The following is a 22,449-nucleotide window of genomic DNA, read 5'->3' as shown; positions in this document are numbered from 1 at the left end:
GCCGCGGATTGCTCCGCGGCCGATGCGTTTGGATCGTGACGTCGATCGATCAGGTCTTGGTGATGTCGACGTCCTTGGTCTCGGGCAGGAACAGGAAGCCGATCACAAGGCTCATCAGAGCGACGCCGACCGGGTACCAGAGACCGGAATAGATATTACCGGTCGCCGCCGCGATCGCGAACGCAGTGGCCGGCAGGAAGCCGCCGAACCAGCCGTTGCCAATGTGGTACGGCAGCGACATGCCGCTGTAGCGGATACGGCTCGGGAACAGCTCGACCAGCCAGGCTGCGATCGGCGCGTAGACCAATGTCACGTAGATCACGAGAATCCAGAGCAGAACCGTGGTCATGACGTAGTTGATCTCGTTTGGATCCGCCGAAGCCGGATAGCCGTGCGCCTTGATCGCGGCCGACAGGGTCTTGGCGAAGTCGGGACTTTCCGCCGCGAGCACCTGATCGCCGATCTTGACCTTCGCTTTGGTGCCGGCCGGGGCGGCTTCATTGTTATAGTTCACCGAGAGGTTGACCAACGCCGACTTGGCGACGTCGCAGCTGGTCGTGAACTTTTCCGTACCGGTTGCCTTGAACTGGAAGGAGCATTCATTCGGGTCGGCGATGACCGTCACCGGCGAAGAGGCGAGGGCCTGTTCCAGCTTCGGATTGGCGAAATGGGTGATCGCCTTGAAGATCGGGAAGTAGGTCAGCGCCGCGAGCAGGAAGCCGGCCAGGATGATCGGCTTTCGGCCGATCTTGTCGGAGAGCCAGCCGAACAGAACAAAGCCCGGCGTGCCCAGCGCCAACGCGACCACGATCATGATTTGCGCGGGAACGGCAGGCACCTTGATGGTCTGGGTCAGGAAGAACAGCGCATAGAACTGTCCGCCGTACCACACCACGGCTTCACCAGCGGTGGCGCCGAGCAGCGCGAAGATCGCGACCTTGGCATTGGACCATTCGCCGAAGGCCTCGGTCAACGGTCGCCTCGAGGTCTTGCCTTCCTCCTTCATGCGCTGGAACACCGGCGACTCGTTCAAGCTCAGCCGGATCCAGATCGACACGACCAGCAGGATGCCGGACAACAGGAACGGCACGCGCCAGCCCCAATCGCCAAACGGCCCTTCGCCCATCCACGAGCGGATGCCCAGGATGAGCAACAGCGCGAGGAACAGACCGAGGGTCGCGGTCGTCTGGATCCAGGACGTATAGTAGCCCCGCTTACCCGCCGGAGCGTGTTCGGCCACATACGTTGCCGCGCCGCCATACTCGCCGCCGAGCGCGAGACCCTGAATGAGGCGAAGCGCAATCAGGACGATCGGAGCCGCGATACCCCAGGTGGCGTAGCCGGGGAGCAAGCCGATGAAGAAGGTGCCGACGCCCATCAGGGTCATCGTGACGAGGAACGTGTACTTGCGGCCGATCATGTCGCCGAGACGGCCGAAAATCAGCGCACCAAACGGGCGAACGGCGAAACCTGCCGCGAACGCGAGCAACGCGAAGATGAACCCGACATTCGGAGGCACGTTCGAGAAGAAGTACTTCGCCAGGAACGCGCCGAGAGTTCCGTAGATATAGAAGTCGTACCATTCAAATACGGTGCCGAGCGAAGAAGCGAAAATGACCTTCCTTTCCTCGGCGGTCATCCCACCTGTACGGGCGCTTCCGCCCGCGGTTGCAGCCATCGTCATTCGTTTGCTCCCCAGTGCTTATACGATCCTTTCCCACACGCCCGGCCGTGCCGGATCGAATATGGGGGACTGAGCCGAAGGTAACATCGCAGTGAAACCCGCCCAAATAAGACTTTTGGCTTTTGCACGCCTACGTCTTATCTTCCGGATAGTGAATGGGATGAAACGCTGCCGCATCTATTGCAGCGCACAAGCTACGGGTTAACCGCGTTGGCATCTGGCATTATCGAGCACTTGCGTGATACTGCCGCGCGGGAGACAACCGAGGTGCGCGGGTTGGCCAACACCCGCTTGTGGGATTGAGATGACTGCTGTTGCCAATTCTCATCTTGTCATCGCCGACGACCATCCGCTGTTCCGCGATGCGTTGCGTCAGGCGGTGTCGAGTGTCGTGAGTTCGGCCATGATCAGCGAGGCTGGATCGTTCGAGGATCTGACCGCGCTCCTGGAGCGCGACTCCGACGTCGACCTGATCCTGCTCGATCTGACGATGCCGGGGATCAGCGGCTTCTCCGGCCTGATCTATCTGCGGGCGCAATATCCGGCGATCCCGGTGGTGATCGTTTCCGCCAGCGACGATGCCGGAACCATTCGCCGTTCGCTCGATTTCGGCGCCTCCGGTTTCATCCCCAAGCGCTTCGGCGTCGAGACGCTGCGTGATGCCATCATGAAGGTGATGGAGGGCGACGTCTGGGTTCCGCCGGACACCGACCTCTCCGCGGCCGGCGATCCCGACATGACGCGGCTGCGCGACCGCCTGGTGACGCTGACCCCGCAACAGGTGCGGGTGCTGATGATGTTGTCGGAGGGGTTGCTGAACAAGCAGATCGCCTACGAACTCGGGGTCTCCGAGGCGACCATCAAGGCGCACGTCTCGGCCATTCTGCAGAAGCTCGGCGTCGAAAGCCGGACGCAAGCCGTGATCGCCGCCGCCAAGATCGCCGGCGGCCAGTGGCGCCAGGGCACGCCGACGACGTAGTCCCGAGCAACTCCAGCTGTGAATGCCGGGCTCGAACCACGGCATTGCGAGCCAATGAGTGGCGCGAATGCGCGCCCGATGGCAGGCGTCCGCGAAGCCATCCAGCTCTCCACTCAAAGTGCGCATCGGTCGAAAACCGAGTATCCTGCCCAGCATCGGCCCGTGAGAGGCCGTGTGCTTTTGGGGAGAACGCCATGATCTCTGCAACTCGTGTCGCCGGATTGTCTCTGGCTGCGGCAATCCTTCTCGGTGCCGGCTCTTTCAACTGCGCTCACGCCAAACCGTTGATGATCGTCGGCCTCGACGAGAAGCTGTTGTGGGACGACGACGGCAAGCCGGTGCTGTCAGCGCCCGGCAAGGATCAAGTGCTGATCGTCGATCTTGCCGATCCCGAGAACCCGAAGATTGCGGCTTCTCTCCCATTGAAGAACTCGGTGGTCGGCCCCCCGGTCAACGTCGCTATCGATCCGACCGGGACAGTGGCGCTGGTCGCGGACTCGGTCGACGTAGTGAGGCAAGGCGACGCTCTGAAGCAGGTGCCGGACAACAAGATCTATGTGATCGATCTCAAGGCGACTCCGCCCAAGCTGGCAGCGACCATTACCGGCGGAAAGCAGCCATCGGGGTTGAGCTTCAGTCCCGATGGCAAGATGGCATTGGTTGCCAACCGCGGGGACAATTCGATCAGCGTACTTTCGGTCAGCGGCACTGACGTCAAGATCACCGACACGATACCGATGCCTGACAGTGTAGCGCATGTCGCGTTCGCGCCAGACGGCAAGCGCGCGCTGGTCGCGCGTTTTCCCGCGCACAAGGTATCGGTGCTCGATATCACCGGCGACAAAGTCACCTACACCAAGATAGACCTGCCGGCCGGCCAATGGCCTTACAACGTCGCAGTGACCCCGAACGGCAAGGTCGCGTTGACGTCGGACAATGGCAACGCAGGCGCGTCGGACGGCAGCGTCGACACGACCAGCGTCATCGATCTCGAAGCGAAGCCGCCGCGCATCATCGATCGCGTGGTGGTCGGCGATGGACCGGAGGGGCTTGCCGTCAGCCCGAAGGGGGATCTCGCAGTCTCGGTGATCCTGCGCGGCTCGAACATGAAGAATGCGTTCTTCCATGAGAAGAACGGCAGCGTCTCGGTCCTGAAGATCGACGGCAAGAAAGTGACCAAGATCCGAGATATCGAAGTCGGCGGACTGCCTGAGGCTGCGGTCTTCACGCCCGACGCAAAATACATCCTGGTCGGGAACTACCTCAACCAGGACTTCTCAATCCTCAAGGTCGACGGAACGAACGTCACCGACACAGGCAAGCGCTTTCAAGTGCCAGGGCACCCGGCGTCGGCCAGAATGGGACCGAATTGAACCAGCGCTTGATGATCTTGCGCTGGAGCATGTGATTCTTGGTTGAGTCGGCCCGTCCGCAGGCTCGCTTCACCTCTCCCGCTTGCGGGCAGGACGAGTTTGTGGGGAGACTGACCGAACCGCAGGCACCGAACCCGCAGCATGACCAGCATATGCGATTGCCCTGCACTTGGGGGAGGGAGCGCAGCGCCCTTTGCGGTGCCAATTCAACCTGATCACATCGCGCTTTAGAGCATGATCCGGAAAAGTGGAAACCGGTTTTCCGAAAAGATCATGCTCAAAGAGAGAGACGAGATCATGATGCGATTCGATCTAATCGCATCATGATCTAGAGCGAGATGCGCGCCCGGATTGCGCCGCTGCGCTCACTCGGCCGCGACCATCTGCTGGGTGCGCCATTGCCCGAGCAGCGCGCGAAGTGAGGCCGGTTTGACCGGCTTGTTCAGCACTGCGATACTCTCCTCGCGCGCCGCGGCGCGCACCGCGGGACTGCGATCGGCGGTGATCAGGATCGCCGGGATGTTGTCACCGAAGCGGCGGCGGATCTCGCGGATCGCCGCGACGCCGTTACCGCGGTCGAGATGGTAGTCGACCAGCACGCCGGTGACGCGCCCGCCCGCGGCCTCGATCGCGCCGATGGCGGCCTCCGAATCGGTCAGCGCGATCACCTCGGCGTCCCACGCCGTCAGCAGCGTCCTCATGCCGTCGAGGATGGCGGGATCGTTCTCGATGCAGACGATCCGCGCGCCGCTCATCGGCGTCTTCGACAGCGGCGTGACGCTGGTGACCGCCGCGGTATAGTTGATCGCGGTCGCGATCGGCACGGTAACCGAGAACACCGAGCCGCCGCTCGTATTGGCATCGATCGCGATGCGGTGGTTGAGCACCCGCGCCAGCCGCTCGACGATCGACAATCCAAGGCCAAGGCCGCGCGCGATCCGCGCGCCCTGTTCGAGGCGATGGAACTCCTTGAAGATCTCGCCGCGCTTCTGCACGGGGATTCCGACGCCGGTGTCGTAGATGCCGATCTGGAGCCGATCGCCGCGGCGGCGGCAGCCGACCAGCACGCGGCCGCGCGGGGTATATTTGATCGCGTTGGAGATGAAGTTCTGCAACAGCCGGCGCAGCAGCGAGCGGTCGGATTCGACCGGCAGCGAGCAGGGGACGAAGCGGAGATCGAGGCTCTTGTCGCGGGCGATCGGCGCGAATTCGATCTCCAGCGACCGCATCAGGTCGGCCATCCTGAAGCTCGAGATCGACGGCGTCATGGCGCCGGCATCGAGCCTGGAGATGTCGAGCAGCGCGCCCAGGATGTCCTCGATCGCCTCGAGTGAATCGTCGATATTCTCGACCAGGCGCGAATCTTCCCCGCCGTTCTGGCGCTCGACCAGGCTCGTCACATAGAGCCGCGCCGCGTTGAGCGGCTGCAGGATGTCGTGGCTGGCGGCGGCGAGGAAGCGTGTCTTGGACGCATTGGCGTCTTCGGCCGCGCTCTTGGCGAGCGCAAGTTCCGAATTCAGCTGGGTCAGCTCCTCGGTACGGTCGCGCACCCGCTTTTCCAGAGTCGCGTTGGCGCGCTCCAGTGCCTCGGCGGCCTCGAAGCTCGGCGTGACATCGGAGAAGGTGATGACGAGCCCGCCGCCCGGCATGCGATTGGTGCGCACCTCGATCACCAGATGGCGATCGGTGAAGCGTTCCAGATAGGGTTCGCCCTCGGTGGTGTAGGCACGCAGCCGCTGCTCCAGCAGGCCGTCGTTGTTGCCGGCCGCCGGCGGGTTGACCGCCCCCATGCATTCGAGGATCTCCGGCAGCGGGATGCCGAGCTGCACCAGATGCGGCGGCAGCGCCAGCAGCTCGCTGAACTGGCGGTTGGAGCAGATCAACTGCAGGTCGGCGTCGAACACGGCGATGCCCTGGCGCACATGGTTGAGCGCGGTCTGCAGGATCTCGCGATTGAAGTGCAGCGCGGCATGGGAGTCGTCGAGCAGCTTCAGCGCGGCCTTGGCCGATACGGTGCGCCGCTGCAGCAGCAGCGACATCACGAGGCGCGACGACGCCGCGCCGATCGACGAGGCGATCAGCCGCTCGGCATACTGCAACAGCTCGAAGTCCGCCGGCGCCGCCGGTTCGAGCACGCCGTTGCGATCGGCAGCGAAGGCGGCGAATGCCTCCCGGGCGCGGTCGGGGCCGAGATACTGCGCCACCGTGCTCTGGATGTCCTGCACCGTCACGGTGCTGCGCCAGCGCCGGAAGGTCGGGGCGATCGGAGCCAGCGCATTGGGCACGAACACGTCGGCCTGCAGCAGCTCGATCGATGACGGCGCGTGCGCCAGCGAGAACAGGACGTAGGTGAGGATGTTCAGCCCGAGGCTCCACAGCACGCCGTGCAGCAGCGGCGGCAGATCGGCGCCGAACAGCGCCTGCGGCCGCAGCGCTTCGATCCCGAACGGCCCGTGCTGCAGCAGCATCAGGCCCGCGGTCGAGGTTTCGAGGAAGCTCGGCACGAACAGCGTGTAGAGCCACATCGCGAAGCCGACCAGCATGCCGGCCATCGCGCCGCGGGCAGTGGCACGGCGCCAGAACAGGCCGCCGAAGAACGCCGGCGCGAGCTGGGCGATTGCGGCAAAGGACAACAGGCCGATTGCGACAAGCTGGGTGTTGCCGAGCGCGCGATAGTAGAAATAGGCCATCACCATGATGGCGAAGATCGAGAAGCGGCGCGCCTTCAGCAGGAAGTCGCCGAAATCCCTCTGGCCGGCACGGGCATCGTCGCTGCGCGGCAGCACCAGCGGCAGCACGATGTCGTTGGAGACCATGATCGACAGCGCGACACATTCGACGATCACCATCGCGGTCGCGGCCGACAGGCCGCCGACGAACACGGCGAGGCTGAGCAGCGGCGAATTGCCCTCGATCGGCAGCGCCAGCACGAACATGTCGGCGTCGACGGCGCCGAACGGGAACACGATCAGGCCCGCGATCGCGATTGGAATGACGAACACGTTGATCGCGATGAGATAGAGCGGGAACAGCCAGCGCGCCCGGCTGACATCGGCGCTGGTCGAATTCTCCACCACGCTGACATGGAACTGGCGCGGCAGTAGCATGACGGCGACGAAGGACAGCAGCGTCATGATCAGGAAGTTGCCGATCGAGGGCACATATTCGATCGCGCGCACCGCCTCCGGCGTCTTCAGGGCGCGCTCGTAGAGCTCGACCGGCGAGAACATCCAGAAGGTGACGAAGGCGCCGGCGGCAATGAAGGCGACCAGCTTGACGATGGATTCGGCGGCGATCGCCAGGATCAGGCCGTGCTGGTGCTCGGTCGCGTCGGTGTGGCGGGTGCCGAACAAGACCGCGAACACCGCCATTGCGAGCGTCACCATCAGCGCGATGTCGCCGATGATCGGAACCTTGGAGAAGGCCTGGTCCTCGCTCAGGATCGTCTCCAGCGAGGAGGCCATCGCCTTCAGCTGCAGCGCGATATAGGGCACCGAGCCGATGATCGCGATCAGCGCCACCGTCGTGGCCACCGCCTGGCTCTTGCCGTAGCGCGCGGCGATGAAGTCGGCGATCGAGGTGATGTTCTGCGACTTGGCCAGCGCGATCACGCGGCGCAGCAGCGGCGTGAACAGCCCGACCATGATGATCGGGCCGACATAGATCGCGAGGAAGTCGACGCTGGTGCGGGTCGCGAAGCCGACCGAGCCGAAGAAGGTCCAGGAGGTGCAGTAGATCGCGAGCGACAGCGGATAGATCCACTGGCTGGCACGGCCGCGCTCGTCGGGCGACATCCTGTCGCCGCGGCTGGCTACGAAGAACAGCAGTCCGATGTACGCGAACGCCGTGACGATCACGCCCCAGTCGTGCAGCATTGGCTGCTCATCTCCCTTCCCGGCCCGGGAAAGGGCCGCGTGCGGGATTATAGACGCAATGGGCCGGCCGCGCACTGCGCGACCGGCCCGATTTCGGGATCAGGACAGGATAGGGTTACTCGGCCGCCAGCGCCTTCTTGCCGAGGGGCAGGCCGAGCCGTTCCCAGACCTGCAGCAGCGCGTCGGCCAGCGCGTCGATCAGGCCGTCGTCATGGTAGGGCGAGGGCGTAATGCGCAGCCGCTCGGTGCCCTTGGCGACCGTCGGATAGTTGATCGGCTGGATGTAGATGCCGTGGTCCTCAAGCAGCAGGTCGGAGGCGCGCTTGCACTTCTCGGGATCGCCGACGAACAGCGGCACGATGTGGGTGCCGCTCGACATCACCGGCAGGCCGGCGGCGGTCAGGATCGCCTTGGTGCGGGCGGCGCGGTCCTGGTGGCGCTCGCGCTCCCAGTTCGAGGTCTTGAGATGGCGGATCGCGGCGGTCGCGGCCGAGCAGATCGCCGGCGGCAGCGCGGTGGTGAAGATGAAGCCGGGCGCGTAGGAGCGCACCGCGTCGATGATCTCGGCCTTGCCGGCGATGTAGCCGCCGAGACAGCCGAAGGCCTTTGCCAGCGTGCCCTCGAGGATATCGATCCGGTGCATCACGCCGTCGCGTTCGGCAATGCCGCCGCCGCGCGGACCGTACATGCCGACGGCGTGAACCTCGTCGACATAGGTCATGGCGCCGTATTTCTCGGCGAGGTCGCAGATTTTGGCGAGCGGAGCGACGTCGCCGTCCATCGAATAAAGGCTCTCGCAGGCGATCAGCTTCGGCCGGGCGGGGCCCGCGGCGATCAGCAGTTCCTCGAGATGCGCGACGTCGTTGTGGCGGAAGATCTGGCGTTCGCAGCCGGCCTGGCGAACGCCCTCGATCATCGAGTTGTGGTTCAGCGCATCCGACAGGATCAGGCAGTTCGGGATCAGCTTTGCGATCGTCGAGATGCCGGTCTGGTTCGAGACATAGCCCGAGGTGAACAGCAGCGCGGCTTCCTTGCCGTGGAGATCGGCGAGCTCAGCCTCGAGCTGCACCAGCGGATGGTGGGTGCCGGCGATGTTGCGGGTGCCACCGGCGCCGGTGCCGACCCGGGTCGCGGTCTCGACCATGGCGCCGACCACTTTCGGGTGCTGGCCCATGCCGAGATAGTCGTTGGAGCACCAGATCACGACATCGCGCTGGCCCTTGGGCGAATGCCATGTCGCGTGCGGGAAGCGGCCCGCGATCCGCTCGAGGTCGGCGAAGACGCGGTAGCGCCGCTCGTCATGCAGGCGGTTGAGGGCGGCGTTGAAGAACTGGCTGTAGTCCATCGGCGAACCTGGAACCTGACCGGAGTTGCTCCTTCTTCTTAGAGCTTTTCCAGCTCCAATGTCCATGCGCTCGCCCACATTTGGCCGCGCGGGCGCATTGGGCAAATTGCCCTAGCGAGCCGGTCAGGCTTGATTTCGATCAAATCGGCGCGATGCGGGGGGCCAATTTGCCCGCATTGCGGGCGCGCTCAGGTGGTGCGGAAGCGCAACACCCCGTCGGCCGCCTCGGCCGTCAGCCGTCCTTCGACCAGCATGTAATTGACGTGGGCGATCAATTCGCCGGCGGCAAAGCCCATCTGGTGAGCGTCCAGCACGTGCTTGTGGAACACCACCGGCACCAGCTCCTTGGAGGTCTGCGGCACCTCGCGGCAGGCGTCCGCGATCAGCCGGCAGCGCTCCTCATGGTGATCGGCGAGCTGCTTGATCCGGGTCTTCAGCCGGTAGAACGGCACGCCATGGCCGGGCAGCACCATCACGTCGTAGGGCAGCGTCGTGGTGAGGCTCGCCAGCGAGGCCAGATATTCGCCGAGCGAATTCTGCTCGGGCTCGACCGCCCAGACGCTGACATTGGGCGAGATCTTGCTCAGCACCTGGTCGGCGGAGAGGAACAGCTTGTCCGCCGCGCAATACAGCGTCACCTGGTCGAGCGCGTGTCCGCCGCCGGTGATCACCTTGAAGCGCCGCGCGCCGATCACGACCTCGTCGTCATGGGTGAGGCGGTGATAGGACGGCGGCAGCACCGACACCCGCTTGAGATAGTCCTGGCCGCGGCCGAGCAGCTTTTCAGTCAGGTCCTCGTCCATGCCGTGGCGACGGAAGAACAGCCGCTGTGCGTTGCGCCGTTCCTCGGTGCCGCGGTTCTGGTGATAGACCGACTGCAGATACTCGACCTGCGACATGAACAGCGGGCAGTTGAAGCGCTCGGTGATCCAGCCGGCGAGACCGACATGATCGGGATGCGAGTGCGTCACGATCAGCCGGGTGACCTTGACGTGCTTGAGCGGTCCCTCGAACAGCGTGGTCCAGGCCGCGATCGATTCCTCGTTGCCGAAGCCGGAGTCCACCATGGTCCAGCCGTCGCCGTCGGCGAGCAGGTAGATGTTCACATGGTTGAGGCGGAACGGCAGCTTCAGCCGCGCCCAGAGCACGCCGGGCGCCACCTCCACGACCTGATCATGGCCGGGATGGTTCTCCCAGGGGTATCGCAATGCCTCTGCCGAGGAGTGGATGCTGTCGATCTTCGAATGCATGCTACCGGCTTAGCGGGACACGGCCGGCCGCGCCAGCCGAAAAATCAGGATGGCGATCCGGGGGAATCGGATGGCAGGAGCCGAAATTCCGTAGATGGGGTAACGGGCCGACGGATATAGCCGCCCGGTCGCGACGGCGCGATGTGGAAGCGCGCTCGCGTGCGGCTTTTCGGGCAGGCGGTCGTCCCTCAAACTGATGGTGTTCAAACGGAGTCGGGCGAGCCCGCTCCAAGCATCATTAAGGGACGACCATGTACCACTATGCAGGAATCGACGTGTCTTTGGAAAGCTCGAGCGTTTGCGTTGTCGATGGCGCGGGCAAGATTTTGCGGGAGGCGAAGGTTGCCAGCGAGCCGGAAGCGCTGATCGCCTGGTTCCGATCGCTGGGCCAGGCGATGGAGCGGATCGGACTGGAGGCCGGTCCGTTGTCGCAATGGCTGTCCACGGCGCTGCGCGCGGCCGGGCTTGCCGTCGAGCTGCTGGAGACCCGGCACGTCCGCGATGCCTTCAAGGCGATGCCGGTGAAGTCGGACCGCAACGATGCCCGCGGCATCGCCCAACTGATGCGGCTCGGCTGGTTCCGGCCGGTCCACTGCAAGTCGATTGAAGCGCAGGAGACGCGGGCGGTTCTGACGGCCCGCAAGCTGCTGCAGTCGAAGCTGCGCGACATCGAGAACAGCGTACGTGGCGTGCTGCGGGGCTTTGGCCTGAAGGTCGGCAAGACCACCGAGCGCACGTTCGCCAACCGGATCCGGGAGCTCGTCGCCGGCCACCCCGGACTTGAGCTGGTGGCGCAGGCCCTGCTCGAAGCCCATGCCGTGTTGCTGCGCGAGTTCAATGGCCTGGACAGACACACCCAGAAGCTCGCCAGATCGCATCCCCCGGCCCGGCTTCTGATGACAACGCCGGCCGTCGGCCCGATCGTGGCGCTCACCTATGCCGCCGCGATCGACGATCCGATCAGGTTCCGTTCCTCGAAGGCGACCGGCGCGCATTTTGGGCTCACCCCGAAGAAGTATCAGTCGGGGCAAACCGACTACACTGCCCGCATCAGCAAGATCGGCGACGCGTCGGTGCGGGAGGCGCTGTACCAGGCCGCCCACGTCATGCTGACCAAGCCGGTCAGGAACTGCTCGGCGCTGAAGAGCTGGGCCATGCGGCTTGCCAAACGTGCGGGCATGCGCAAGGCCAAGGTGGCGCTGGCGCGCAAGCTCGCAGTCATCCTGCATCGGATGCTGGCTGATGCGAAACCCTTCAATCCGATGGCCCACGCAACCTAAGGAAGGAGCCTCAACCGATCTGGGCAGGCCACGACACCAGGCCTTCCCCGAGCGAAGTCCCTTTGCCGGGACGACGGATCCGGTCAGGCCGCCATCCGGGAAGTCGGTTCACAACCACGCTTCCGTAGATTGGCCGGCCGGCTCCTCAATGCACCCCATCAGGCGACGGCCACTGCGCCGATCCCGTACAGAAGCAAGTGCCCGGCAAGTGGACCACGCAAAAAGGGATTGACTAACCAAGGCCCGTTACAGAAGCCCGGATGGAGCGAAGCGCAATCCGGGATCTGTCGATCTCCAAGAGCAGCCCCGGATTGCGCTTTCGATTCATCCGGGCTACGGCGGCGTCGCCGATATCGCCGGTCATTCCGGGGCGCCTCGAAGAGGCGAACCATCTCGAGGTTCCGGGTCTGGTCCTTCGGACCATCCCGGAACGACGGATCGGCGCTGCTCTTACGCCGCGCGGATATTCGACAGGAAGCTGTCGATCTCCGAGCGCAGCACGTCGGCCTCGCGGCGCAGTGCGTCGGAGGCGTTCAGCACTTCGCCCGCCGCGGCGCCGGCTTCCGAGGAGGCGTTGCTGACGCCGACGATGTTGCTCGACACCTCGCTGGTGCCGCCGGCGGCGTGCTGGATGTTGCGGGCGATCTCGCGGGTCGCCGCGCCCTGTTCTTCGACCGCGGCGGCGATCGCGGTGGTGACGTCGTTGATCTCGCCGATCGTGCTCGAGATGTTGCGGATCGCCGAGACCGCCGTGGTCGTCACCTCCTGCATGCTGACGATCTGCTGGCGGATTTCCTCGGTCGCCTTCGCGGTCTGGCTGGCGAGGTTCTTCACCTCGGAGGCGACCACGGCGAAGCCGCGGCCGGCTTCGCCGGCGCGCGCCGCCTCGATGGTGGCGTTGAGCGCGAGCAGGTTGGTCTGCGAGGCGATGGTCTGGATCAAATCGACCACGACGCTGATGCGCGCGGCGTTGTCGGCCAGCCCCTGCATCGTGGAGTCGGTGGCGCGGGCTTCTTCCACCGCCTTGCGGGCGATCTCCGCGGAGGTGACGACCTGGCGGCCGATTTCCGAGATCGACGACGACAGCTCCTCGGTGCCGGCCGACACCGTCTGCACGTTGACCGAGGTTTCCTCTGCCGCAGACGCAACCGCGCTCACCAGCGCGCTGGACTGGTCGGCGGTCGCCGACATGCTCTGTGCGGTCGACTGCATCGAGTTCGCCGCGGACTGCAGGCTGCCGAGCGCGGTGCGGACCGTGGATTCGAACTCGGTGATCTGCGTCTCCATACGCGAGGCGCGTTCGGCCTTGGCGATGCGGTCCTTGTTCTGGCTCGCCGAGAGCTCGCGGCCCTCGAGCATGCTCTCGCGGAACACCTGCAGCGCGTCGGCCATCACGGCGATCTCGTCGCGCTGGCGGCTCTGCGGGATCTCGGTGTCGAGGTCGCCGTCGGACAACAGCTGCATCGAGCGCTGCAGGCCGCGGATGCGGCGCAGGATGTTGCGCCCGACATACAGCCAGACGAACAGGAACGAGCCGACCAGCGTCAGCGCGCCGAGCGCGATCATGACCATGGTCGCGAACGAGACCTGCTGCCGCGCCTGGAAGGTCGAGGTGTCGGTGTCCTTCTGAACGGCATCGACCAGCTGCTGGACGCTGATGCCGAGGCCGACATTGAGCTTGCGGGTTTCTTCCAGGATGGTCTGGCCGTAGTCGATCGAGTCGAGCTCCTTCTGACGGATCTTGAACACGCCGGTCTTGCCTTCGCCGAGCGCCAGCAGCTTCTGCGCGGTGTCGCGCACAGCGACGATCGCCGGATTGTTCGGCAGGTCTTCCAGATTGGACTTGATGCGCTCGCGCCCGGCCTTGAATTCGGTTTCGATCGCATCCAGCGTCTCGCTGGAATTGGCCGAGAGTGCCGCGGTCATGTCGGCCGCCATCAGATTGCCGGCGGCGAGCACGTTGCTGATCTGGCCGACGGTGCGGGCCGCCGCGGTGGCGTCATCCGCGGACACTTCGGCCGACGCGAGGATCGCGTTGAGGCGCGTCTGCGCGTCGAGCATCGCGGGATTGGCGGCCGAGACGAAGGCTGCCTGGGCCTTGCGCAGCGTGTTGTATTGCTTGTCGCGCAGCGCGCCGATGTCGAGCCGCTCGCGTGCCGCCGAGATCAGGCTCTTGGTTGCATCGTCGGTGTTCTTGACGTTGTCCTGGAGCGCGCTGACGACGGATTTGTCGGCGCCGAGCTTGATGATCTCGCCGAGCTTGGCGTTGGTGAGCTGGGCGACTTCCTGCACCTTCTTGGTGCGCTCGGCCAGCGCATCGTCGGTCTGCACGGCGAGCAGCCCGGGTCCCTGGGCGGCGAGCGCGGCGCTCTGCGCGGCGAGTTGCAGGCTGGCGGCAAGCCGCGGAATGTCGCGGCCGCTGAGATTGGTCATCGTGCTGCCGAGCTGGTGCAGCACCACGCCGGCCCCGGCGCTGATGACCAGCGCCATGCCTGCAATGACAGCGAATGCCGCGAACAGGCTGCCCCTGACGCCCATCTGCGGAAGGCGAATACGCTTGAGATTGAGTTTGCCGAGCTTGAACCGAAACGCCATTGCCCCCGTGTCCCCCGTGGTCACTGCCCTTGGATGTTCCTCGCGCGGCAGTATCGTTGTGGCCGGTTAACAAAATCGGGCAAATTGCGGCGCGCTGCGCGATTTTTGGGCGTCGGAGGCCCGCTGCCGCTTTCTTCCGCGTACCGGAATCGATGCACGTATTCGAACGCAAAAAGGCCGGCGTGAGCCGGCCTTTTCCACGCCTGGTTGTGATGCGTGTTCTCAGTAGCGGGCGACCGCCGGGCCGCCGAGGTTGAAGCGGTAGTTGAGGCCCGCCTTCACCGTGTGCTCGTCATTGTGGAAGCTGCCGAACGGCACCAATGCAGCCGGGCTGGTGAACCGGCTGTCGCCGAAGTCGTAATACTGGTACTCGACCTTCGCCGACCAGTTCGGGGCGAACATGTATTCGGCGCCGGCGCCGATGGTCCAGCCGTTGCTGTGATTGTCGCTGAGCGCGAAGGCGACCGGCACGCCGCCTGATGTCACGGACTCGTTGTTGTCGGAATAGGCGTAACCGCCCTTCACGTAGATCAGGCCCGGACCCCAGGTATAGCCGACGCGGCCGGTCACCGACGCGATGCCGCGCTGGTTGTTGTTGTAGACGAGGCCGTTCGGGAAGATCGCGTTGAGCTGGTGGTTGCCGACCCAGGAATACTGGCCTTCGAGGCCGATCACCCAGTTCGGCGACAACTGCCAGTCGTAGCCGGCCTGCACGCCGCCCATGAAGCGGGCGCTGGAGTCGGTGAGCGCGAGCCCGTTGAAGGTGTTGTTGCTCGAGAACACGCCGCCGAGATGGCCGCCGATATAAAAGCCGGTCCAGTTGTAGAGCGGTGCGGCGTAAACGGGCGCCGGCGGCGCCTTCTGATAATAGGAGCGGGCGCCGAGATCGGCAGCCTGGGCGGTCGCGCCCAAGGCGGCGACGGTGGCTGCGAGGGCGACGGTTGCGAGCAGGAACTTCTTCATTGGGGGTCAGTCTCCGGACAAGTCATGGGGAGACGCCGCTTGTCGGCGCCATCCTTAGGCCGCGCAGTTAGGCCCAATTTGAATAAAATGCTGTCACCCGATGACGACAGCGGCCGCTAACCCAACCCGTTGGCACGGAAACGCTTTCTTGTGCCTAACGGACGCTTAACGAGGGCTGAAGGGAGGCTTAACGCGAGACCGCGTGAAGGCTTTCTTAACCAGGTAAGCCTTGCTTAACCAAGCCGGCGGCGCACGTCGTCGCGCATCTGTTCGCGAAATGCGAGCCGGCGCGCCGGGCGATCCTTCTCGGCGACGTCGTGGCGATTGAACACGTCGAACTTCTCGAGGATCGGATAGCGCTCGCTCGCCATCGCCAGCACGCGCAGCAGCTCGGCGGCCTGCGGGCTCGGGCCAGAGACCTCCCATCGGCGGATCGTGTCGGCGCCGCCGACGTCCGGCAATCCGCACAGCTTCGCCATGTCGGCCGCCGTGAGCTTCCGCCCGATCGCCTCGCCGAGATCTTCGCGCAATTTCTTGAGTTCAGGACCGGTCAATTGGGTTCCGCTCCGGAGCAGTGAAGTGTGAAGTGAGTCACGTGAGCTACGATGCTGTCAACGATTCGATCCAGCATTATCTCCCTCCAGTTGGTCACGGGTGCACACGCAACGTCGCGCCAATACGGGGGCTGCTTGTGGCGCCGCCGAAAATCTTCCTTGCCAGGTAACCTTTCTGCCCTTCGGCCGAACCTTCCTTAGGCGGCCGCCTCGGCGCGCCGCAAGCAACCTTGCACAGGCTCGCAAAGCAAGCCCCGGAGGAACACATATGTCCAATCGCATGCTATCGGCACTTGTTACCGGCGCCTTCGTCACGGCCATCGCATCGCTCACCGTCACCCCGGCCACCGCAGAGATGAAAGGTGGCATGGAAAAGATGGGGAAGGGCGACATGGAAAAAATGATGAAGGAAAATCAGGCCAAGACCATGAAGGCGCTGAAAGGCGGCAAGATGGAGAAATGCTACGGCGTGGCGCTGAAGGGGCAGAACGACTGCTATGCGGGGCCGGGTACGACCTGCGCCGGCACCAGCACGGTGAACTATCAGGGCAACGCGTTCAAGCTTGAGCCGAAGGGCACCTGCACGACGGTCCAGACGCCGAGCGGACCGGGAAGCCTGACCCCGAAGAAGGCTTGAGAGTTTGGCTTGGGCGGACGATGGCGTCGTCCGCTCCCTCTCCGATTGGAGGTCTGCCGTGCCGCTTCCATCGTCAAGCACCCATGACCGCATCCCGGCGCGTGGCGGCGTCGGGCTGAAGGCAGAGCATTACCGCACGATCGTCGAGCAGCGGCCCGACATTGGATTCTTCGAGGTCCATGCGGAAAACTACATGGGTGCGGGCGGCCCGCCGCACCGCTATTTGTCGGCCATTCGCGAGCGATATCCGCTCTCGCTGCACGGCGTCGGGCTTTCGATCGGCGCCGATCGGCCGCTTGATCAAATGCATATCGAGCGTGTCAAGCAACTGGTCAGGCGCTACGCGCCGGGACTGTTCTCCGAACACCTGGCCTGGTCATCGCATGACAGCGCATTTCTCAACGATCTGCTGCCAGTCCCTTACACCGGCGAAGCACTCGCCCGCGTCGTCGAGCACATCGAGCAGGTCCAGAATGCTCTTGGCCGGCAAATGCTTCTGGAGAATCCATCAACATATCTCACCTTCGCCGACAGCACCTACTCGGAGATCGACTTCATCGCGGAGGTGGTGCGGCGCACCGGGTGCGGCCTGCTGCTCGACGTCAATAACGTCTACGTCGCCTCGGCCAATCAGCAGTGGGATCCGTTCACCTATATCGACGCTTATCCGCTCGCTCATGTCCAGGAAATTCATCTCGCCGGCCACACGAGCGATGCCGATGACAAGGGCCGCCCCCTTCTGATCGATACTCATAATCGCCCGGTCGACGACACGGTCTGGGATCTCTACGCCCATGCTGCTGCGCGTATGGGGCCGATTCCCACGTTGATCGAGTGGGATGCGGACGTGCCGCCCTGGCCCGTGCTCAAAGACGAAGCCGATCGCGCCGAGGCGATCATGGTTGCAGCCCAAGCCAAGGCCGTCTGTCATGCGACCGCTCGCTGAACGACAAGGCGACTTCGCGGCGGCTCTGCTGAACCCTGCGCTGCCGATTCCCCATGGTCTGGTCGGTCCGGATGGCGAGCCGAGTCTGAAGCGCTTCGCTGTCTATCGAAACAATGTCGTGGCCAGCCTGATCGAGGCGCTCAAGGACGGGTTCCCGGCCGTGCGCCGACTGGTCGGCGACGAATTCTTTTGCGCGATGGCGCGGGCCTATGTCGCAGTCGAGCCGCCGCGCTCGCCGATCCTGCTCGAGTATGGCGCCGGCTTTGCGGATTTCATCCGGACCTTCGAGCCCGCCGCCGCGCTGCCCTATCTGGCCGATGTTGCACGCATTGAGCGCGCCTGGGCGCAGGCCTATCACGCACCCGAGGCTTCGCCGATTGCCCCCGAGGTGTTCACAACGATAGCGCCCGACCAGCTTCCGGCGATCCGGCTTGCGCTGCATCCTTCGCTGCGCCTCGTCCGCTCGCAATTCCCGGCTCTGACGATCTGGTGGATGAATGTAGGCGACGGCATTCCGGCTCCGGTCGATCTAGCGGCCGGCGGCGAGGATGTGCTGATTGTTCGACCGCTCGCCGATGTTGAGGTTCGGTCAATTCCGCGCGGCAGCTTCGAATTCATTCAGGCGTTGGCTGACGGGGAACCGGTTCTCCCGGCGCTGCAAGCAGCCCTGATCGCCGATCCTCGTTTTGACCTGGCCGCCAACCTGACTGATCTGATGTGTGCAGGCGCCCTGGTTGGCTACGGCCTCGCTCCGGATCGGAGGTGAACATGACCGGGGCGGCCATCATCGCAAATTTCGACAGTGCAGTACGAGCGATCGCGGGATGGCTCGCCCGCGTCGCCCTGGTCATCGCACCTCCGGTGCTGCGCGTCGCGCTTGCCGTGCCCTTCTTCAAATCCGGGCTCACCAAATGGGTTGGCTTCCTGTCCCTTTCGCCAGCCGCGGAGTATCTCTTCGAGGACGAATTCAAGCTACATATCTTCGGTCAAGCCTACGACTTTCCTGTGCCGACCGTGTTCGCCTATGTCGACAGTATTGCTGAGATCGTGCTCCCCGTTCTGCTCGTGCTGGGGCTTGCGACCCGCTTCTCCGCACTCGGGCTGCTCGTCATGACCGGCGTCATCCAGCTCGTGGTGCCGGAAGGCTGGGCAAACTTTCACCTGCCCTGGGCGGGCCTCGCGCTCGCCATCATCGCGCTCGGCCCAGGCGCGTTGTCCCTTGACCATTGGCTCGATAGGTTATGGTCTTCCAGGAAGCGGGGAGGCGCGCATGATGTCGCCTGATCCCCGCGGCAGCGGACCATCGCTTCGGCTCGTCGGGAAAGACGAGGGCGGCCGCCAAACCGCACCGGTCGCGAGAGATGTCGATTGGTCCATCCTGATGGCCCATGCTCAGGATGGTGACCGAGCCGCCTATCACCGGCTGCTGCAGGAAATCACACCCTATCTGCGCTCGCTTGCGGCACGAAGACACCGGGACTCCAGCGACGTCGAGGATGCCGTCCAGGACGTGCTGCTGACCGTGCATTCGATCCGGCAGACCTACGATCCTGCCCGCCCGTTTGCGCCATGGCTGGTCGCGATCGCCAACCGGCGCTTCATCGACCGGCTGCGCCGCCAGGGCCGTCGGCGCGAGCGGGAGGTCGCCTTGACTGCCGAGCATGAAGCCTTTTGCGAGTCTCAAACGAACTTCGAGGAGAGCCCGGACCGTAAGGAACTCGAGGGGATCGTCGACAATCTTCCACCTGCGCAGCGACATGCCATCCGCTTGCTCAAGCTCAGGGAGATGTCATTAAAGGAGGCTGCGGTCGTGAGCGGCATGTCCGTCACGTCGCTCAAGGTGAACGTCCACCGCGCCCTGAAGAGCCTCAAGAAGATGCTGGTCGATCGGAGCGAGCCGTGATCAAGACATCCGATCTTATTGCTTCGCTTGCCGCGAACGCTACGCCGGTCCGGCGGTTGCGACCACCTGTGATGCGGGCAGCCTGCTGGCTCCTGCTTGCGGCCGCGGTGTTGATGCTCCTCGCCGTTAATCAGGGCGTCCGCCCCGACCTCGTTCAGAAGCTGCATCAGCCGGCATTTGCTGTGTGCATGGCGGCCTCGGCTTTGACCGGCGTGCTCGGTGCCGTCGCCGCCTTCCTTGTCAGTCTTCCCGATCGATCGCGCTTCTGGCTTCTTCTGCCGCTCCCGGCGCTGGTTCTGTGGCTATCGAATATCGGCTATCAGTGCCTGACAGAGTGGGTCTCGATTGGGCCCGAAGGTATGAGCTTTGGCGAAGCCGCACGATGTTTCGCAACTCTGGTGCTGACCAGCTTGCCTTTGTCGCTCGCCATGCTGGTCATGCTGCGCTACGCGGCGCCGCTCCGCCCGACCGCAGCGACCATGATGGGTAGTCTGGCGGTGGCTGCGATCACGGCGACGGCGCTGTCGCTATTTCATGTGATCGACGCGAGCGTGATGATCCTGATGTGGAACTTGGGGACGGCAATCTTGTTTGTCGGGCTGTCAGGCGCCTTCGGCCGGAGAATGTTCCGCTGGGTCGCGCCACGAACGCTCTACCCGCGGGATTGACCCAGCGTATCGCCGCAACAGCCGCCGGTGTCGAGGAAAGCCTGGTGCTGCCAGACAGGATTGAACTGTCGACCTCTCCATTACCAATGGAGTGCTCTACCACTGAGCTACGGCAGCATGCCCGGGAAATAGAATCGGCCCCAAGGGCCCGTCCAAGCGGGCGGTTCTTGCCACAGGCCTCCCCTTGGCGCAAGCGAAAGAGCGCCCCGGAAACCGGCGAAGGCGACCGAAAATGGCATTTTGTGCCGCGATCCGCTGCAATTCGGTCGATTCCCTGCCGATTTGGTTCCCAATCCCGCTGATCGGGCCACTCTGCGCCAACCAAAGCCGAATCGTACCCTAGCCGGCCGGGTGGGTGCGCAGCGTCGGAGCATTGTTTACTATTGGGCGTGAAAGGCATTGGCGACGAGCGTTCAGAGGATGACGAGCAATCAGGATAAGGGCGCTGGACAGGCCGGAGCCCGCGCGAAGGAGTCACGACAGGACCGGTTGAAGTTGGCGCTGCGTGAAAATCTGAAACGGCGGAAATCGCAGGCGCGTGGCCGGGATGGGGCCGCTCCTTCCAGAGCGGCCGATGGCTCCTTAGATGACGCGGGTGGAAACGGGCGCGGGCACTAGCCGGCGCGTGAAGCGCTACGGGGAAGCGGGTGGCTGAGATGGCTGCGGCCGAAGCTACGATCGATCGACTGAACGCCACCGCCTACGCCTTTCCACGTCATGAGCAGACCTTCCCGACGCTAACGCCGCACGAGATCGAGCGCATGCGCCGCTTCGGCGAGTCGCGTTCCTACAAGGACGGCGAGGCGCTGTTCGAGACCGGCAAGCCCGGGCCCGGCATGTTCGTGGTGCTGTCGGGCTCGGTCGCGATCACCCAGCGCGACGGCCTCGGCCACGTCACGCCGATCATCGATCAGGGCGAAGGCCAATTCCTTGCCGAGATCGGCCAGCTCTCCGGGCGCGCCGCGCTGGTCGACGGCCATGCCGATGGCGACGTCGAGACCTTGCTGCTTCCCCCGGACAAACTGCGTGCGCTGCTGGTCGCCGAGGCCGATCTCGGCGAGCGCATCATGCGCGCGCTGATCCTGCGCCGGGTCAGCCTGATCCAGGGTGGAGCCGGCGGGCCGGTGCTGATCGGCTCCGCATCGCTCGGCAACATGGCGCGGCTGCAGAATTTCCTGTCGCGCAACGGCCAGCCGCATCACTTCCTCGATCCCGAGACCGACAAGGACGCCGCCGACCTCGTCGCGCGCTATTCGGCCTCCCGCGCCGACCTGCCGCTGGTGGTCTGTCCCAACGGCGCCGTGCTGCGCAATCCGTCGGAGACGGCGCTTGCGATGGCGCTCGGCATGATCGGCAGCCATGCCCACGACAAGCTCTACGATGTCGCCGTAGTCGGCAGCGGCCCGGCGGGGCTTGCCACCGCGGTCTATGCGGCGTCCGAAGGGCTGTCGGTCGCGGTGTTCGATTCGCGCGCCTTCGGCGGCCAGGCCGGCGCCAGCGCGCGCATCGAAAACTATCTGGGATTCCCGACTGGCATCTCCGGCCAGGCGCTTGCCGGGCGCGCCTTCAACCAGGCGCAGAAATTCGGCGCCGAGATGCTGATCCCGGTCTCCGTGAAATCGCTCGACTGCTCGAAGACGTCGGGCGTGTTCGCGCTCGCCACCGAATGTGGGCACACGCTGCGCGCCAAATCGATCGTGATCGCGAGCGGCGCACGCTATCGGCGACCCGCGATCGACAATCTCGATGCCTATGAGGGCCGCGGCGTCTGGTACTGGGCCTCGCCGATCGAGGCGCGGCTCTGTGCCAACCAGGAGGTCGTGCTGGTCGGCGGCGGCAATTCCGCGGGCCAGGCGGCGGTGTTTCTCTCTGGGCATGTCCGCAAGGTCACCATGATGATCCGCGGCGGCGGGCTGGGCGCCAGCATGTCGCGCTATCTGATCGAGCGCATCGAGGCGACGCCGAACATCGACTTGATGTTCAACACCGAGGTGATCGGGCTCGAGGGTGCCGAGACGCTGGAGCGCGTGCGCTGGCGCAGCCGGCTCGCGCCCGACGAGTTCACGCTCGACATCCGCAACCTCTTCCTGTTCGTCGGCGCCGATCCGGCCACCGGCTGGCTCGACGGCTGCGGCGTACAGGTCGATCGCGCCGGCTTCGTGCTGACCGGCGTTCAGAACGGCGAGGGCGCGCGGTCGGTGCCGCAGCTTGAAACCTCCGTGCCTGGCGTGTTCGCGGTCGGCGATGTCCGCTCCGGCTCGATCAAGCGCGTCGGTGGCGCGATCGGCGAGGGCGCACAGGTGGTCGCCGCTCTGCACGGCTATCTCGCCGACGATAGCAGCCCGACGCTGTAGCAAAGCGGATGCAGGCTGCAACGCGTTGAGTGCGACGTCTCGC

The 22,449-nt window shown here is 64.7% G+C and carries 17 protein-coding genes and 1 tRNA gene; 10 read left to right on the top strand and 8 right to left on the bottom strand.

Translation table 11 applies throughout. The features are described from left to right. Window positions 1–49 precede the first annotated feature (49 nt). Window positions 50–1,678: an MFS transporter gene (locus MTX23_RS31435; protein WP_280978282.1), complete on the bottom strand. Its 1,629-nt coding sequence runs from the start codon at window positions 1,676–1,678 to the stop codon at window positions 50–52. A 310-nt stretch (window positions 1,679–1,988) separates the two neighbouring features. On the opposite strand from MTX23_RS31435, the gene MTX23_RS31430 reads away from it, so the two are divergent. Further along, entirely contained in the window at window positions 1,989–2,663 is a 675-nt protein-coding gene (locus tag MTX23_RS31430; RefSeq protein WP_280973972.1) for a response regulator transcription factor, read from the top strand. Window positions 2,664–2,857: 194 nt separating this feature from the next. Then, a complete protein-coding gene (locus MTX23_RS31425; protein WP_280973971.1) occupies window positions 2,858–4,036 on the top strand; it encodes a YncE family protein in 1,179 nt (392 codons plus the stop codon). A gap of 365 nt (window positions 4,037–4,401) precedes the next feature. On the opposite strand, the gene MTX23_RS31420 is transcribed toward MTX23_RS31425, so the two are convergent. The 3 genes from MTX23_RS31420 to MTX23_RS31410 all read right to left on the bottom strand — a co-directional run bounded on the left by MTX23_RS31420 (window position 4,402) and on the right by MTX23_RS31410 (window position 10,506). Next, window positions 4,402–7,911 (bottom strand): hybrid sensor histidine kinase/response regulator, encoded by a 3,510-nt coding sequence (locus MTX23_RS31420; RefSeq protein WP_280973970.1) that lies wholly within the window; start codon window positions 7,909–7,911, stop codon window positions 4,402–4,404. A 115-nt stretch (window positions 7,912–8,026) separates the two neighbouring features. Further along, window positions 8,027–9,256: a 5-aminolevulinate synthase gene (hemA, locus tag MTX23_RS31415; protein ID WP_280973969.1), complete on the bottom strand. Its 1,230-nt coding sequence runs from the start codon at window positions 9,254–9,256 to the stop codon at window positions 8,027–8,029. A 188-nt stretch (window positions 9,257–9,444) separates the two neighbouring features. After that, entirely contained in the window at window positions 9,445–10,506 is a 1,062-nt protein-coding gene (locus tag MTX23_RS31410; protein WP_280973968.1) for an MBL fold metallo-hydrolase, read from the bottom strand. Between the two features lie 251 nt (window positions 10,507–10,757). Here MTX23_RS31410 and MTX23_RS31405 point away from each other — a divergent pair, with 251 nt between their 5' ends. Next, window positions 10,758–11,786 carry an IS110 family transposase gene (locus tag MTX23_RS31405; RefSeq protein WP_280973967.1) on the top strand — a complete coding sequence of 343 codons (1,029 nt, stop codon included), beginning with the start codon at window positions 10,758–10,760 and terminating at the stop codon, window positions 11,784–11,786. A gap of 450 nt (window positions 11,787–12,236) precedes the next feature. Here MTX23_RS31405 and MTX23_RS31400 read toward each other — a convergent pair whose 3' ends face one another. The 3 genes from MTX23_RS31400 to MTX23_RS31390 form a co-directional block, all read right to left on the bottom strand. Further along, complete coding sequence (locus MTX23_RS31400) at window positions 12,237–14,381, bottom strand: HAMP domain-containing methyl-accepting chemotaxis protein (protein WP_280973966.1); 2,145 nt, start codon at window positions 14,379–14,381, stop codon at window positions 12,237–12,239. Window positions 14,382–14,603: 222 nt separating this feature from the next. Further along, complete coding sequence (locus MTX23_RS31395; protein WP_280973965.1) at window positions 14,604–15,344, bottom strand: outer membrane beta-barrel protein; 741 nt, start codon at window positions 15,342–15,344, stop codon at window positions 14,604–14,606. Between the two features lie 233 nt (window positions 15,345–15,577). Next, entirely contained in the window at window positions 15,578–15,898 is a 321-nt protein-coding gene (locus MTX23_RS31390) for a hypothetical protein (RefSeq protein WP_280973964.1), read from the bottom strand. A gap of 268 nt (window positions 15,899–16,166) precedes the next feature. On the opposite strand from MTX23_RS31390, the gene MTX23_RS31385 reads away from it, so the two are divergent. Genes MTX23_RS31385 through MTX23_RS31360 form a run of 6 tightly spaced genes read left to right on the top strand, consistent with a single transcriptional unit; the run spans window position 16,167 to window position 20,052 of the window. After that, on the top strand, window positions 16,167–16,535 hold the full coding sequence (locus MTX23_RS31385) for a DUF2282 domain-containing protein (RefSeq protein ID WP_280973963.1): 369 nt from the start codon (window positions 16,167–16,169) through the stop codon (window positions 16,533–16,535). Between the two features lie 58 nt (window positions 16,536–16,593). Next, window positions 16,594–17,481 (top strand): DUF692 domain-containing protein, encoded by an 888-nt coding sequence (locus MTX23_RS31380; protein ID WP_280973962.1) that lies wholly within the window; start codon window positions 16,594–16,596, stop codon window positions 17,479–17,481. Further along, window positions 17,465–18,247, top strand: a complete 783-nt coding sequence (locus tag MTX23_RS31375; protein ID WP_280973961.1) for a DNA-binding domain-containing protein — start codon at window positions 17,465–17,467, stop codon at window positions 18,245–18,247. The genes MTX23_RS31380 and MTX23_RS31375 overlap by 17 nt, the downstream gene beginning before the upstream one ends. A gap of 2 nt (window positions 18,248–18,249) precedes the next feature. After that, on the top strand, window positions 18,250–18,765 hold the full coding sequence (locus MTX23_RS31370; protein ID WP_280973960.1) for a DoxX family protein: 516 nt from the start codon (window positions 18,250–18,252) through the stop codon (window positions 18,763–18,765). Further along, complete coding sequence (locus MTX23_RS31365) at window positions 18,752–19,384, top strand: sigma-70 family RNA polymerase sigma factor (RefSeq protein ID WP_280973959.1); 633 nt, start codon at window positions 18,752–18,754, stop codon at window positions 19,382–19,384. Before MTX23_RS31370 ends, MTX23_RS31365 begins: the two co-directional genes overlap by 14 nt. Then, window positions 19,381–20,052 (top strand): DUF1109 domain-containing protein, encoded by a 672-nt coding sequence (locus MTX23_RS31360; protein ID WP_280973957.1) that lies wholly within the window; start codon window positions 19,381–19,383, stop codon window positions 20,050–20,052. Before MTX23_RS31365 ends, MTX23_RS31360 begins: the two co-directional genes overlap by 4 nt. 42 nt (window positions 20,053–20,094) lie before the next feature. On the opposite strand, the gene MTX23_RS31355 is transcribed toward MTX23_RS31360, so the two are convergent. After that, window positions 20,095–20,169: transfer RNA gene (locus MTX23_RS31355), tRNA-Thr, on the bottom strand. A 539-nt stretch (window positions 20,170–20,708) separates the two neighbouring features. Here MTX23_RS31355 and MTX23_RS31345 point away from each other — a divergent pair. Next, entirely contained in the window at window positions 20,709–22,406 is a 1,698-nt protein-coding gene (locus tag MTX23_RS31345; protein WP_280973955.1) for an FAD-dependent oxidoreductase, read from the top strand. Window positions 22,407–22,449: the final 43 nt, after the last annotated feature.

Origin of the sequence: Bradyrhizobium sp. ISRA436, from assembly GCF_029910015.1 — a bacterium.
In the GTDB taxonomy this organism is placed as follows: domain Bacteria; phylum Pseudomonadota; class Alphaproteobacteria; order Rhizobiales; family Xanthobacteraceae; genus Bradyrhizobium.
The sequence above is the reverse complement of the archived record's forward strand: the minus strand, read 5'-3'. Positions and strand labels throughout refer to the sequence as shown.

Coding starts and splice junctions, on each gene's coding strand:
- MTX23_RS31365 (WP_280973959.1), top strand. CDS start 18,752: ATGATGTCGCCTGATCCCCGCGGCAGCGGACCATCGCTTCGGCTCGTC.
- MTX23_RS31420 (WP_280973970.1), bottom strand. CDS start 7,911: ATGCTGCACGACTGGGGCGTGATCGTCACGGCGTTCGCGTACATCGGA.
- MTX23_RS31425 (WP_280973971.1), top strand. CDS start 2,858: ATGATCTCTGCAACTCGTGTCGCCGGATTGTCTCTGGCTGCGGCAATC.
- MTX23_RS31375 (WP_280973961.1), top strand. CDS start 17,465: ATGCGACCGCTCGCTGAACGACAAGGCGACTTCGCGGCGGCTCTGCTG.
- MTX23_RS31345 (WP_280973955.1), top strand. CDS start 20,709: ATGGCTGCGGCCGAAGCTACGATCGATCGACTGAACGCCACCGCCTAC.
- MTX23_RS31385 (WP_280973963.1), top strand. CDS start 16,167: ATGTCCAATCGCATGCTATCGGCACTTGTTACCGGCGCCTTCGTCACG.
- MTX23_RS31435 (WP_280978282.1), bottom strand. CDS start 1,678: ATGGCTGCAACCGCGGGCGGAAGCGCCCGTACAGGTGGGATGACCGCC.
- MTX23_RS31395 (WP_280973965.1), bottom strand. CDS start 15,344: ATGAAGAAGTTCCTGCTCGCAACCGTCGCCCTCGCAGCCACCGTCGCC.
- hemA (WP_280973969.1), bottom strand. CDS start 9,256: ATGGACTACAGCCAGTTCTTCAACGCCGCCCTCAACCGCCTGCATGAC.
- MTX23_RS31370 (WP_280973960.1), top strand. CDS start 18,250: ATGACCGGGGCGGCCATCATCGCAAATTTCGACAGTGCAGTACGAGCG.
- MTX23_RS31405 (WP_280973967.1), top strand. CDS start 10,758: ATGTACCACTATGCAGGAATCGACGTGTCTTTGGAAAGCTCGAGCGTT.
- MTX23_RS31400 (WP_280973966.1), bottom strand. CDS start 14,381: ATGGCGTTTCGGTTCAAGCTCGGCAAACTCAATCTCAAGCGTATTCGC.
- MTX23_RS31430 (WP_280973972.1), top strand. CDS start 1,989: ATGACTGCTGTTGCCAATTCTCATCTTGTCATCGCCGACGACCATCCG.
- MTX23_RS31410 (WP_280973968.1), bottom strand. CDS start 10,506: ATGCATTCGAAGATCGACAGCATCCACTCCTCGGCAGAGGCATTGCGA.